Genomic DNA, 13,364 nt, shown 5'->3' on the forward strand with positions numbered 1-13,364 from the left:
TGGGCAGAAATTAAAACCAGCGATCAAGCGCCGATTTATCCAACTGGCGAAATGCTTTATTGAGTACCAGCGCTAACTCTTTATATCTAGGTTTTGCCTTTATGGGTTCTAACGCAAAACCAGTCTCGACAATTTTTTGGTGCAGCTCGCGATACCATCCGGCTAGCGAAGGTGGGAGTCGTGTATTGGCTCGATTGCCTAACCACCAAATCCCCTGCAAGGGAAGGCTGATCGCAAACAGAGCCATGATAATCGCTTGGGGCATCGCTCCGATATTGTGAAAAACCATTTGGGTTAGCACACTAATCGCTGCCACAGCTGGCATGACCTTCACCGCAAAACGAGTCGCTTTGATAATCCTTTGTTCAGGGAACATCGGGGCTAACTCTTTGCGCATTGGCCAGATATCCATGTACTTTTGCCCATCTCTCAGATTATGAATCAATCCTGCGTTATGGCTCATTGGCATTTCTCACTCACTGGCAGACAAACTATAAGAATAATTGAAATCTTCAACTAATCCCGTAAAATCTTGTCCAAAATTAATATTTGTTCAAATTTTTTTGTTATAATGGCCGAACATCGCTATCCTTTGCGCGCCTTACTGTCATTGTTGCCTCGATTTATTATTTAAGCAACTTTGAAACTTACTTTAGGTGATAATAAAACGTGTAACCTTTAAGTCAATCACGATAGGTAGACGTAAGTTGATGTTTGTTTGACCAGGATTAGTTTATGACCCGATTTGTCATATTACTCTTGGAACCGATTTTTATCTAAACCGATTATACAGGTAGTTACTCATGTCAAAGCTAGTTTTAGTTTTAAACTGCGGTAGTTCTTCTCTTAAGTTCGCGATCGTTGATGCAGAAAATGGTAATGAGCATCTCACAGGTCTTGCTGAATGTCTCCACCTCCCAGAAGCCCGAATCAAATGGAAATTGGATGGTAAGCATGAAGCACAACTAGGAAATGGTGCTGCCCATGAAGAAGCTTTAGCTTTTATCGTTGAAACCATTCTCGCGTCTAAACCTGAACTGGCAGACAATCTGGCAGCGATCGGTCACCGAATTGTTCATGGCGGTGAACAGTTTACTCAATCCGCTTTGATTGATGATTCTGTTTTAAAAGGTATTGAAGAGGCAGCCACATTTGCACCACTGCATAACCCTGCCCATGTTATCGGCATTAAAGCCGCACAGCACGCATTCCCAAGTCTGAAAAATGTGGCCGTATTTGATACAGCTTTCCATCAGACCATGCCTGAAGAATCATTCTTATACGCACTGCCATACAAACTCTATAAAGAGCACGGTATCCGTCGTTACGGAATGCATGGCACATCTCACCTGTTTATCACGCGTGAAGCGGCAGAACGTCTGGGTAAACCGGCCGATCAACTGAACATCATCAACTGTCACTTAGGGAATGGTGCTTCTGTTTGTGCCATCAAAAATGGTCAATCCGTCGATACCTCGATGGGGCTAACACCACTGGAAGGCCTTGTCATGGGCACACGTTGTGGTGATATCGACCCAGCGATTATTTTCCATCTGCATGATGCACTTGGCTACTCAGTGAAAGATATCAACACCATGCTGACGAAAGAATCCGGGTTACAAGGTCTGACTGAAGTCACGTCTGACTGCCGTTACGTTGAAGATAACTACGGTACAAAAGAAGATGCAACACGTGCAATGGATGTATTCTGCCATCGTCTGGCAAAATACGTTGCAGGTTACACCGCAAGTATGGATGGTCGTTTAGACGCCATCGTATTTACCGGTGGTATCGGTGAAAACTCAGCGCCTATTCGTGAGATGGTGTTGAATCGTTTAAGTATTTTCGGTATTCAGGTGAACCAAGAAGCGAACCTGAAAGCCCGCTTCGGTGGTGAAGGTACAATCACGACTGAAGATAGTCGAATTCCTGCAATGGTCATCTCTACCAATGAAGAGTTGGTCATCGCTGAAGACACTGCAAAACTCGCAGGTCTGTAATGACACACTGGCTAACTCGATGAGTTAGCCAGTTTTGTTCTGGGGCTTAACAATTTCTATCCGTTAAGCTTTGTTCCTTTCTGCAAGCAAATTTTCATTTGTATTGCAATCGATAGCTAAAGGTACTCTACTCATGTCTCGTACTATTATGCTGATCCCTATCAGTGCCGGTGTTGGTTTAACCAGTGTCAGTCTTGGGGTAATCCGCGCGATGGAGCGCAAAGGTGTTAAGGTCTCTTTTTTCAAGCCAATAGCCCAGCCTCGTCACGGCGGAGACCAACCGGATCTGACTTCAGCCATTTTAAGTTCAAGCAGCGATATCAAAATCGCTGAACCCATGCAGATGTCAAAGGTTGAGACACTGATTGGTAGTGAACAGATGGATGTTCTCCTTGAGACCATCGTGGAAAGATACAATCAAGTGAACAAGGATTCCGAAGTCACTCTGATAGAAGGTCTTGTCCCAACACGGAAACATCCGTTCGCCAATCAAGTCAATGCAGAAGTTGCCAAAACCCTTGGTGCTGAAATTGTCTTTGTCGCCACTCCGGGAACAAACAATCCAACACAGTTGAAAGAACGGATTGAAGTCGCCTGTTCAAACTTCGGTGGCACGAAGAATAACAACATTTCTGGTGTTATCATTAACAAACTCAATGCTCCTGTTGATGAAGACGGCCGCACCCGACCAGATTTGTCTGAAATTTTTGATGATAGTGACCAAGCAAAACAGACTAATCTTGAAGTCATGCAAATCTTCAACTCCAGTCCGATTCGAGTGCTGGGTTGCGTACCATGGCGTATTGATCTGATTGCAACACGTGCCATTGATATGGCAAAACACCTGAATGCAGAAATCATTAACGAAGGTGAAATCAACACACGCCGGATCAGAAGTATTACGTTCTGTGCCCGCTCATTACCGAATATGATTGAGCATTTCAAACCCGGTTCGCTACTGGTGACGTCAGCAGATCGCCCTGACGTGATGGTTGCAGCAGCATTGGCTGCCATGAACGGGGTTGATATCGGCGCTGTTCTCCTGACTGGTGGTTATGATATGCCAGAGACGATCATGAATCTGTGTCGTCCGGCATTTGAATCAGGCCTGCCGATCTTTAAAGCGCAGGGTAACACTTGGCAAACGTCGCTGAACTTACAGAGTTTCAGCCTCGAAGTACCGGCAGATGACAAAGAACGGATCGAATTCGTCAATGAACATGTTGCCAGCCATATTGACGGACCATGGATCGATTCCCTGACTGAAGGCACACAAGGTATTCGTCGTCTCAGTCCACCAGCGTTCCGTTATCAGCTCACCGAATTTGCTCGTCGTGCGAATAAGCGCATTGTGCTGCCTGAAGGTGACGAACCTCGTACCGTCAAAGCAGCATCTATCTGTGCTGAACGTGGTATTGCAGAGTGTGTTCTGCTGGGTAACCCGGAAGAGATCAAACGTGTCGCCATTCAACAAGGTGTTGAGTTGGGTACAGGTATCACCATCATCAACCCGAGTGATGCGCGTGAACAGTATGTCGAACGTCTGGTTGAACTGCGTAAGAACAAAGGCATGACCGAAGTTGTTGCCAGAGAACAACTGCAAGATACTGTGGTTCTCGGAACAATGATGCTGGAGAAAGGTGAAGTTGACGGCTTGGTTTCCGGTGCTGTGCACACAACGGCAAATACCATCCGCCCGCCACTTCAGTTGATTAAGACCGCTCCGAATGCTTCGCTCGTGTCTTCAATTTTCTTCATGTTGCTTCCGGATCAGGTTCTGGTTTATGGCGACTGTGCCATCAATCCGGATCCAAATTCAGAACAACTGGCTGAAATTGCCATTCAATCCGCTGATTCAGCCGCTGCGTTCGGTATTGAACCACGGGTTGCTATGATTTCTTACTCGACAGGAACCTCTGGTCAGGGTGCGGATGTTGATAAAGTTCGTGAAGCGACTCGCATTGCACAAGAAAAACGTCCTGATTTAATCATCGATGGTCCGCTTCAGTACGATGCAGCAATCATGGAAAACGTTGCCGCGTCGAAAGCACCAGACTCACCGGTTGCCGGTAAAGCGACGGTGTTTGTATTCCCTGATTTGAACACCGGTAATACAACCTATAAAGCGGTACAGCGCTCTGCTGATCTGGTCTCGATTGGTCCAATGCTGCAAGGTATGCGTAAACCTGTTAACGATCTGTCTCGGGGAGCACTGGTAGACGATATTGTTTACACCATCGCTCTGACAGCAATTCAGGCGAGCCAAGAATAGAGATAATCTCTGATTCGTAAAACAAAAGCCCTCACTTCAACATTGAAGCGAGGGCTTTTTTATCAGTAATTATTGATGAACCATCTTACGCAACACAGCACACTTGATGTCTGCTGTAATTAATTGAGATGCTCTCTGCCATGCGGAGACAGCAAATCCAGTACAGGGCCGACAGGAACGACTTGAGTCGGATTAATCCCTGTATGGCTGAAGTAATAATGCCGCTTAATATGATAAAAATCGGTCGTGTCTTGGATACCCGGTACTTGGTACAACTCTCTCAGATAACCGGATAAATGCTTGTAATCTGCAATGCGTCTTTTATTACATTTGAAATGTCCGACATAGACTGCATCGAAACGAATCAATGTGGTAAATAAACGCCAATCGGCTTCAGTCAACTGATTACCAACCAGATAACGGCTACCGGCAAGATGTGCATCGATCTTATCCAATTCATCAAATAACGATTCATATGCTTCTTCATAAGCATCTTGAGTGGTCGCAAACCCACAGCGGTAGACACCATTATTCACATTCGGATAGATGCGGTCATTCCACTGATCAATCGCTGCTTGTAATGCTTTAGGATAAAAATCCAGTGAATTACCGGTCAGGTGGTTAAATTCACTGTTAAACATCCGGATAATCTCAGACGACTCGTTACTCACAATGGTATCGGTCTTTTTATCCCAAAGGACAGGAACGGTGACCCGGCCAGTATAATCCGGTTTTGCCCGCGTATAGATCTGATGTAAACGGGTATGACCGAATAGCGGCTCAGGAATCCCGAATGTCCATCCTTCAGACATCATATCCGGACAGACGATCGTAATATCAATATGGTCATTCAACGCTTTCAGTTGACGGAAAATCAGGGTGCGATGAGCCCATGGGCAAGCAAGAGAGACATAGAGATGATAACGGCCGGATTCTGGCTGAAATGCGGCATCAGGATCATGCCTGACCCAATGACGAAACCCTGCGTCCTCACGAACAAAACGCCCTTGCTGGCTCTTTGTATCGTACCAAACATCATGCCATGTACCTTCAATAAGCTTTCCCATAAATCCCCCCTTATCTCTGTGTAAGTGGATTATAGGAAAATACAACCAGATTCAACACTCACCATCTCTGGCTTTCATATTCAAATAATTCGAATAACCCAATATATGACTGCTTACATGTCCATAATACGAATGAAAAATAAATCATTGATCATATAAGCATATTAATCACATCAATTAAAAATACATAAAATAATAAATTAAATAGCGAAATTAAATATAAAAATACTGATTTAAAATAGACTGATAATAATAAAAAAATTACATCTAAAGTAATAAAATAATGATTAAACAATTAGAAAATCCAACTAAACTATCCATAGAAATAACCCTAGTACCACTCTGAGCATTTGCTAAACAAACGAGCGGACAAGGTATCCAGACAACACGACAAAGCCACCACAAGATATTGATAATTATCAATAATATAATGATATCACTGTCATAATAATACGTGATAATATTGATATATTCAGGTAAAATAATTATCGTAAAATACACAGGAGACATCACAGTGAATACGATATGGTTAACCGGAGATGCTGTCGTTGATTTAATCCCTGACGGAGAATCTCATTATTTAAGATGCCCGGGAGGTGCGCCAGCAAATGTCGCTGTTGCTATCGCTCGTTTAGGTGGAAAAAGTGCATTTTTTGGTCGCGTCGGTTTTGACCCGATGGGTAAATTTATGCAACATACATTGACTGAAGAATCGGTTAACACCGATTATTTATTTCTTGATAAAGCACAGCGAACTTCCACTGTCGTCGTTGATTTAGATGATCACGGCGAACGTAGTTTTACATTTATGGTAAAACCGAGTGCCGATCAATTTTTAACCACTGATGATATCCCGCATTTTCAACCCAATGAGTGGTTGCATGTGTGCTCTATTGCGCTGGCAAACGAACCCAGTCGAAGTTCAACACTCACAGCGATTCAACAGATCAAACAAGCCGGCGGCTCATTCAGTTTTGATCCAAATCTGAGAGAAGAAGTCTGGTCAAATCCTGAAGAGATGATTCCCACCGTGATGCAAGTGGTTCGTCATGCGGATGTAGTCAAATTCTCCGCAGAAGAACTGACTTTACTGACGGGGACTGAAACGATTGAAGCCGGTCTGGAAATGTTGGCTGAATTCTCTATCCCTTTGATTGTCATCACATTAGGTGCCGAAGGCACACTTGTTGTCAGTCAAGGTGAACAACTCAAAGTACCGAGCCGTCAAGTCAATGTCGTTGATACCACTGGGGCGGGCGATGCATTCGTTGGTGGCATGCTCTGCCGTTTATCTGAATTCGAACAATGGAAAAACCGGGCAACGATCATTGATGCCGTTACATGGGGGAATTGCTGTGGAGGTCTGGCAACCACACAAAAAGGGGCAATGACCGCTCTGCCTCATCGTCATAAATTACTCGAACTCATTACCGGTTAATGTATTTCAGATAAAAAACGGGTGAAGCTACTGCTTCACCCGTCCCTAAAAAGATGCTATGAACGGTAAGGCGCTGCTGGCGCATGAAGTTCGTAAACCTGTAAATTCACTGTGGCATCTTTTACGGACAGCCGTGTGGCTGGCTCCGGCGTAAAGACGCGAGTCGTCATCACGGCTTCTCCATGATTGATAAAAATTTCCAGTGACGAATTATCAGCCAGAATCTGCAGCGCAACGCTGCCGGAGAATAATTCAACTTCACGAACAGTATCCCCCTCTTCAATCTGAGTCTTTGTACGATCAAGCAGTAAACGATGTTTAATCGGATCAAGATAAATCTCAACATAGTACTGTTCATCTTCAAATAAACGAAGTCGACTGCCCCATTCTAGTTCTGCAAACAGTTCAAACGTTTTGGTATTGAGATCAACAGCATCATTGTCTAACCGGATATCACGTAATTCGCCCCGCAGGGCAGCTAATTCCCGTAACGGATGCTGGACAATCTTGCCACCGACGAACTCAAGTTCACGCAATGCAGTGAGCTGGTGAATCCAACCAGAACGACAAGTCGGATGCTTTAATTCATCCGGTAACCCCATCCAACCACACATCACTCGACGACCATCTGGCGTCTCCATACTCTGTGGAGCATAAAAATCAAAACCATAATCGAGGATCTGCAGTTTCGAAATTGAGATTTCATCCTGCTCATTGAATGATACCTGAGCAATGCGATTCTGGTGCGGTACTGTATTCAGTGCACTTTCGGATTGAATACCTTGCGGTGCAAAGACAAAACAATCTTGGCCATTCAAACTGAAAATATCCGGGCATTCCCACATATAACCAAAATCACCAAGTTCATGACCATACAGATTATCGAATTGCCAATCACGGAGATCTTCGGAATGATAGACCGCTAAACGGCCTTGCATCGCTGTGGTTTGTGTCCCGAGAAACATCATCCACTTACCATTTCGGTAAATCACCTTCGGATCTCGTGTGTGCTCAGTTACGCCCGGTGGTAATTCCCGAATCACAGGACCAATTTTATGCAGCGGTTCTCCCGCTTGTGAGATCGCGGCACACTGCATCGTTTGACGATAGCGTTCTTCACCCAGCCTGACATTGCCCGTATAAAATACCATCAACGCCTTATCCAGACTGACTGCATGACCAGAATAAACACCATGACTATCAAACCAGTCTGACGGTGTCAGTGCCACATCATCCCATCGCCAATTCAATAGATCGTCACTCAGCGTATGGACCCAATACTTATCCGTATGAGCACAGCCAACCGGAGACCACTGGTAAAATAAATGGTACTGCCCGTCATGGAAAATAAATCCATTTGGATCATTCAATAACCCGCGAGGGGGAGCGATATGCCAGGACGGACGGTAATGGCAGATAACGGGTTGTGCCAGATCAATCAGTTGCGTTCTTTGCTGTGCTTCGATAGCTCTTCCCAGACGGAATAAAGCCGCTTCATTCACGACCTCATCAGATAAAGCAGTGAGATGCCATTCTTCTAATACTTTTTCAAGAACAACATCGGCAGGCAGATCCCTAATTGCATCCGGATTTCGGACTGCGAGAGAAACATGATGTTCTGGTAACAGAACCCGGTAGATATTACTGACTCCGCCAGCCAACTCGATGAGGTCTTCTAAACACATGTATCGATAATCCTATATTTTTGGGAACGTTCTCAAAATATAGATCTATTCAAAAAATGCAAGAGAACGCAGTGAATGGGGCATACCAAATTCATATTATGTGAACATCGGCACAACTCTTCATCGATCAACAAGTTTCACGTTTAATATTATCGAAGGTCAACACCATTTTGCTCATTTCTTTGCCATGCCCTTCGATTCGGTCTAATAGCATTCTCGCTGCATTTTCTCCGGCTTTGCCGAAGGCGTAATTAAACGTGGAAAGCGATGGACTACTGATATACGCCAACTCATCGTTTCCAACCCCCAGCACTTTGACCTGCTCTCCGACTGAAATACCCATTTCCCGCATAGCTTTAATCGCTCCGACAGCAATTCGGTCTGTCGCACAAAATAATCCATCGGTTGCGGGATATGTTTGTAAAAATTCACGTGCCAATCGATAACCGGATTCAATCGAGAAGTCACCATGGGCATGAAAAATCACTTGTTGCTGATGCATTTGCAGTGATTTCTCCAAGCCTTGAGATCGGAGCTCATCCACGGCAAGGTCATCCGTTTGTACACCAATAAACCCAATCTGTTGACACCCTTGCGCGAGTAAACGCTGTCCGGCTTCATAGCCAACACGAAAATCATCATGGATAATACTGGGAATATCATATAAGGAACCATCTTGACCAATGAGCACCACAGGTACGGATGACTGTTGAATGGCTTTGATCAGTGGCATATCCAGATGCGTCGCGAAAAATACAATACCTTCAACCCGCTTCTGATTAAAAATCTGGATATACTCAAGCTCTTTACTATGATTCTGATGGGTATTCGCCAGCAGGACATGTTTTCCCGCAGGCTCAAAAATGGCTGTCAAACCATCGACACCCTGTGCTGTTGCATGTGATGAGACCCTCGGTACAATGACACCGATAAGATTCGTTTTCTGGGATTTTAAATCTTTTGCGACCTGATTGACCACATAACCACATTGAGAAACAGCTTCTAATACTTTGATTTTAGTCGCTTCTTTCACGCCATATTCATTATTAATCACACGCGAAACTGTTGATTTTGAAACACCAGCTAACCTTGCGACATCATGTAAACTCGCCATTCCGCTTCCTTATACCTTTGGAATCAATTGCAATTATCCCCAGGTGGCTACAAAAAACCTGGAATAACGTGTCACCTTCAATCGTGACAACGTGATTTTACCCTTGTTTTCATCATAATTCGTCGTCCCATTAGCGATCTGACTCACATAATAGTCCACATGGTTTTGACCATTTGTTAATTATTGACAAAAATCCGAATTGCAAACGTTCCCAAAACATAAAATTATTTATACACAGAATATAATCCAATAACAGAATCGGAGTAAGTTATGGACTATCCAGTCATCGCGAAACAGCTGCTAGAGCATCTGGGTGGCAAACAAAACATCCAGGCATTGGCACATTGTGCAACTCGTTTAAGATTAGCACTCAAAGACGAATCCGTGATTAATGAAGATGCGATTAGTGAAATAGAAGGTGTCAAAGGTCAATTTAAAGTCGCAGGGCAATACCAAATCATTTTTGGTTCAGGAATTGTCAATCAAGTGTATGCAGCCATGTCTGAAGCAACCGGAATGACAGATATGTCAACCAATGATGTTGCACAAGCCGGCGCCCAGAAACAGAATATTATCCAGCGCGCAGTAAAAGGTCTGTCTGACATTTTCGTCCCCATCATTCCTGCGATTGTTGCCGGTGGTTTATTAATGGGGATATTTAATGTCCTCACTGCCAAAGGACTGTTCATTGATGGTCAATCGCTGATTGACGCCAATCCTGGATTGGCTGACCTTGCCAGCATGATCAATACTTTTGCCAATGCACCGTTTGTTTATTTACCTATTTTACTGGCATTCTCCGCAACCAAAAAATTCGGTGGTAACCCATTCCTCGGTGCCGCACTCGGGATGCTGATGGTTCACCCGGATTTACTCAATGGCTGGGGATTCGGTAGTGCATCCGTCCATGGCACAATCCCGTCATGGAATATTTTAGGTTTCGAGATTCAGAAAGTCGGCTATCAAGGCTCGGTACTACCGGTTCTTGTGTGCGCTTTCATTCTGGCGAAGATTGAAAATAACCTGCGAAAAATTGTCCCTTCGGTTCTGGATAATCTACTCACACCGCTACTGTCGCTGTTCATTACTGGCTTCCTCACATTTACGGTGGTCGGCCCGTTCACACGAGATTTAGGTTTCTTATTAGGTGACGGTTTAAACTGGTTATATGAATCAGCAGGCTTCATCGGCGGGGCAATTTTTGGCTTAATCTATGCGCCTTTCGTCATCACCGGAATGCATCACAGTTTCATCGCGATTGAAACTCAACTTCTGGCAGATATTGCGGTCACAGGTGGTACATTTATCTTCCCAATCGCAGCAATGTCTAACGTTGCTCAAGGGGCCGCATCTCTCGCTGTCGGGATGATGACCCGGGATCAAAAACTGAAAGGTATTGCAATCCCATCAGGGATTACGGCACTACTCGGTATCACAGAACCAGCAATGTTCGGCGTCAACTTAAAAATGCGCTATCCTTTCATTGCCGCAATCACCGGTTCAGCGGTCGCCAGTGCTTTCATTACCTTTTTCCATGTCAAAGCACATGCACTGGGGGCGGCAGGTTTACCGGGAATTATTTCCATCAATCCGGCAAAACTCAGCTACTATATAATTGGTATGGCAATTTCGTTTATCACTGCCTTCGGATTAACTTATGCTCTAGGTGTGAGAAATAAAGCAAAACAACAGCCGAAAGCTGTGGCTTAACATGCTCTCACCTCTTTCCCCCCGAGCCCATCAATGATGGGCTTTTTTTTATCTCTCATTGCTGAAATTTATTCACTATCTATCTCAATAGCGGTGAAACTGATATACACATCTCTCCCTGCTGCCAGTTCTTCAACATGATAAGGCCAATGATAATGTTCGATAATACAGCTGGTTAATTGCAGTCCCAAACCGAACCCAAGACTTTCATCCGTTTCGCCGATGGCACTGTAATTTCTGATTTTGACCGTCTGTCCTAACTGAACGATTTCAACTTGACCATGATATGTATGCTGAAAAGCATTCCTGATTAGATTCCCCAATACAATTCTGACCATACCCAAAGGCAGTTGATAACTGGCGGGCTCTGTTTCGATAGTAATATCAATTTCTTTATCACGAACCAGATAATCCAGTTCATAACGGATCTGATGAACTAATTTTTCCAGATCTACCGGCTCCGTCGATAAATTGTCAAACTTACCCCGATTCAGCCAAAGTAGCGTTTCACACAGTTCGGTCATGGTCATCCCCGCCCGGAGAATCCGATCCAGTACTTCCTGTTGCTTTTCTTCCGTCCCCTCTTTTTGCAGGAGACGTTTCATCAACTGACTATTACTTCGGACCACCGAGATAGGTGTTCTCAGTTCATGGCTGGCATGAGATAAAAATTGTTTCTCTCGATTCAGGGTCGTCTGTACCGACTGCAAACTTGAATGAATAATTTCAGCCAAATTATTTAACTCGTTATAGTAAAAATCAGGGGCAGCACGATTGAGATTGCCGGAAGAGAGCTCTTTAGCCCAGCCGATAAGACGCTCAACCGGAATGGCAATCCTATGCAGCAGTACCACCATAATCAATGCAAAGAGGGTAATCGCAATAATGGCGTAAATCATAATGCGCAAATAATAATTTGTATCTGCATTATTTTGCTGAAGATGAGAAACGATATCGGTAAAAACCCAAGAGATATAGAACGTCCCTTGTGGTGCATCGTCATAACGCAATACGAAAACAGCAGCGGTAGGAATATCAAACCAGTTATCCCGCTTGACATATTTGCCAAAAGCCTGATGAGTCTGCAATTTCGGGATATGTTCCCTCACAAGTTCAGGGGTATCTTCCCAACGTTGATAAACAGCAAACCCCTTTAGGTTATTCGGTTGCATCTCTGAATTGGCGATTTCTCGTGCCATCTGAGTCATACTGTAACGAATAGTCACATCAGAACCTTGGATAAAGAAACTTGCAGCTAAGGTAGAAAAAACGAGTACGACCAACGTTCCGACTGAAATCACGGCAAATAAAAAATAGATTTTCAGACTACGACGAATTTGCATGTCAATCTTCCGCCGCTTTGATAGCAAAACCAAAACTGGGAACAGTGTGGATCAGCGGTTTGAAGCCCTCTTTATTGACCTGTTTGCGTAGGTTGAAGATATGAACTTTTAAACTGTTGCTATCGGGTTGTTCGCTACCCCAAACCGTTTGGATAAGTTTTTCCCGGGAAACTGTCGAAGGAGACTCACGCATCAAAACTTCCAGAATTTTGGTCGCTATCGGAGAAAGCTTCAGTAACTCGCCAGCCCGGCGAACTTCTTTACCAGCCAAATCTAACTCCAGATCTTCAACAACCAGTCTGGAAACCTGTCCGCTCTTTCTTTTAGATAAAACGTTCACCCGCGCGATCAACTCTTCCATCTCAAACGGCTTCACCAGATAGTCATCTGCACCTTTCGAAAATCCTCGTAGTTTATCGTCAAGCGTATCCTTTGCAGTCAACATCAGAATCGGGACTTGAATGCCTTGAGAACGCACTCGTTCACAAACAATCAGTCCCTCTATTTTAGGTAGGTTTAAATCCAGCACAATCACATCATATGTATGGCTGGTGATAAGATTGTAACCAATCTGTCCATCGGCTGCATAATCCGCTTCAATGTCCTCAAGCGCCATGTAATCGATGATGGCCGTCGCCAAATCTAAATCATCTTCGACAAGTAATACTTTCAGCATCTGAAATTTTGATCACCCTCTTGCCCGCAATTTTTACCTGACTGCCGAATTATTATTCT

10 protein-coding genes are annotated in these 13,364 nt (G+C 44.2%); 4 read left to right on the top strand and 6 right to left on the bottom strand.

What is annotated here, in order from left to right; all coding sequences use genetic code 11:
* Nucleotides 1-10: 10 nt before the first annotated feature.
* The gene (gene yfbV / locus VRK_RS08885) at nucleotides 11-463 is read right to left on the bottom strand and encodes a terminus macrodomain insulation protein YfbV (protein WP_059122722.1); all 453 of its coding nucleotides are present in this window, start codon (nucleotides 461-463) and stop codon (nucleotides 11-13) included.
* Nucleotides 464-803: 340 nt separating this feature from the next.
* Here yfbV and VRK_RS08890 point away from each other — a divergent pair, with 340 nt between their 5' ends.
* Nucleotides 804-2,000 (top strand): acetate kinase, encoded by a 1,197-nt coding sequence (locus tag VRK_RS08890; RefSeq protein ID WP_059121025.1) that lies wholly within the window; start codon nucleotides 804-806, stop codon nucleotides 1,998-2,000.
* 133 nt (nucleotides 2,001-2,133) lie between these two features.
* Nucleotides 2,134-4,272 carry a phosphate acetyltransferase gene (pta, locus tag VRK_RS08895; RefSeq protein ID WP_059121026.1) on the top strand — a complete coding sequence of 713 codons (2,139 nt, stop codon included), beginning with the start codon at nucleotides 2,134-2,136 and terminating at the stop codon, nucleotides 4,270-4,272.
* A 119-nt stretch (nucleotides 4,273-4,391) separates the two neighbouring features.
* Here the strand turns inward: pta and VRK_RS08900 are convergent, their stop codons facing one another.
* Nucleotides 4,392-5,339, bottom strand: a complete 948-nt coding sequence (locus tag VRK_RS08900; RefSeq protein ID WP_059121027.1) for a glutathione S-transferase family protein — start codon at nucleotides 5,337-5,339, stop codon at nucleotides 4,392-4,394.
* Nucleotides 5,340-5,853: 514 nt separating this feature from the next.
* Here VRK_RS08900 and VRK_RS08905 point away from each other — a divergent pair.
* Nucleotides 5,854-6,777 carry an aminoimidazole riboside kinase gene (locus VRK_RS08905; RefSeq protein WP_059121028.1) on the top strand — a complete coding sequence of 308 codons (924 nt, stop codon included), beginning with the start codon at nucleotides 5,854-5,856 and terminating at the stop codon, nucleotides 6,775-6,777.
* A gap of 56 nt (nucleotides 6,778-6,833) precedes the next feature.
* Here the strand turns inward: VRK_RS08905 and VRK_RS08910 are convergent, their stop codons facing one another.
* Nucleotides 6,834-8,462, bottom strand: a complete 1,629-nt coding sequence (locus tag VRK_RS08910) for a glycoside hydrolase family 32 protein (protein WP_059121029.1) — start codon at nucleotides 8,460-8,462, stop codon at nucleotides 6,834-6,836.
* Between the two features lie 127 nt (nucleotides 8,463-8,589).
* Entirely contained in the window at nucleotides 8,590-9,576 is a 987-nt protein-coding gene (locus VRK_RS08915) for a LacI family DNA-binding transcriptional regulator (RefSeq protein WP_059121030.1), read from the bottom strand.
* A gap of 270 nt (nucleotides 9,577-9,846) precedes the next feature.
* Here VRK_RS08915 and VRK_RS08920 point away from each other — a divergent pair, with 270 nt between their 5' ends.
* On the top strand, nucleotides 9,847-11,286 hold the full coding sequence (locus tag VRK_RS08920; protein ID WP_059121031.1) for a sucrose-specific PTS transporter subunit IIBC: 1,440 nt from the start codon (nucleotides 9,847-9,849) through the stop codon (nucleotides 11,284-11,286).
* 68 nt (nucleotides 11,287-11,354) lie between these two features.
* On the opposite strand, the gene VRK_RS08925 is transcribed toward VRK_RS08920, so the two are convergent.
* Both VRK_RS08925 and VRK_RS08930 read right to left on the bottom strand, forming a co-directional pair.
* Entirely contained in the window at nucleotides 11,355-12,629 is a 1,275-nt protein-coding gene (locus VRK_RS08925; RefSeq protein WP_059121032.1) for a sensor histidine kinase, read from the bottom strand.
* 1 nt (nucleotide 12,630) lies between these two features.
* Complete coding sequence (locus tag VRK_RS08930; RefSeq protein WP_059121033.1) at nucleotides 12,631-13,305, bottom strand: response regulator transcription factor; 675 nt, start codon at nucleotides 13,303-13,305, stop codon at nucleotides 12,631-12,633.
* Nucleotides 13,306-13,364 lie beyond the last annotated feature (59 nt).

It is taken from the genome of Vibrio sp. MEBiC08052 (assembly GCF_001506075.1).
Classification (GTDB): Bacteria; Pseudomonadota; Gammaproteobacteria; order Enterobacterales; family Vibrionaceae; genus Vibrio.

Excerpts from the sequence above, each read along its gene's own strand:
- VRK_RS08890 (WP_059121025.1), top strand. The coding sequence starts at position 804 with ATGTCAAAGCTAGTTTTAGTTTTAAACTGCGGTAGTTCTTCTCTTAAG.
- VRK_RS08915 (WP_059121030.1), bottom strand. The coding sequence starts at position 9,576 with ATGGCGAGTTTACATGATGTCGCAAGGTTAGCTGGTGTTTCAAAATCA.
- VRK_RS08930 (WP_059121033.1), bottom strand. The coding sequence starts at position 13,305 with ATGCTGAAAGTATTACTTGTCGAAGATGATTTAGATTTGGCGACGGCC.
- VRK_RS08900 (WP_059121027.1), bottom strand. The coding sequence starts at position 5,339 with ATGGGAAAGCTTATTGAAGGTACATGGCATGATGTTTGGTACGATACA.
- VRK_RS08920 (WP_059121031.1), top strand. The coding sequence starts at position 9,847 with ATGGACTATCCAGTCATCGCGAAACAGCTGCTAGAGCATCTGGGTGGC.
- VRK_RS08910 (WP_059121029.1), bottom strand. The coding sequence starts at position 8,462 with ATGTGTTTAGAAGACCTCATCGAGTTGGCTGGCGGAGTCAGTAATATC.
- yfbV (WP_059122722.1), bottom strand. The coding sequence starts at position 463 with ATGAGCCATAACGCAGGATTGATTCATAATCTGAGAGATGGGCAAAAG.
- VRK_RS08925 (WP_059121032.1), bottom strand. The coding sequence starts at position 12,629 with ATGCAAATTCGTCGTAGTCTGAAAATCTATTTTTTATTTGCCGTGATT.
- pta (WP_059121026.1), top strand. The coding sequence starts at position 2,134 with ATGTCTCGTACTATTATGCTGATCCCTATCAGTGCCGGTGTTGGTTTA.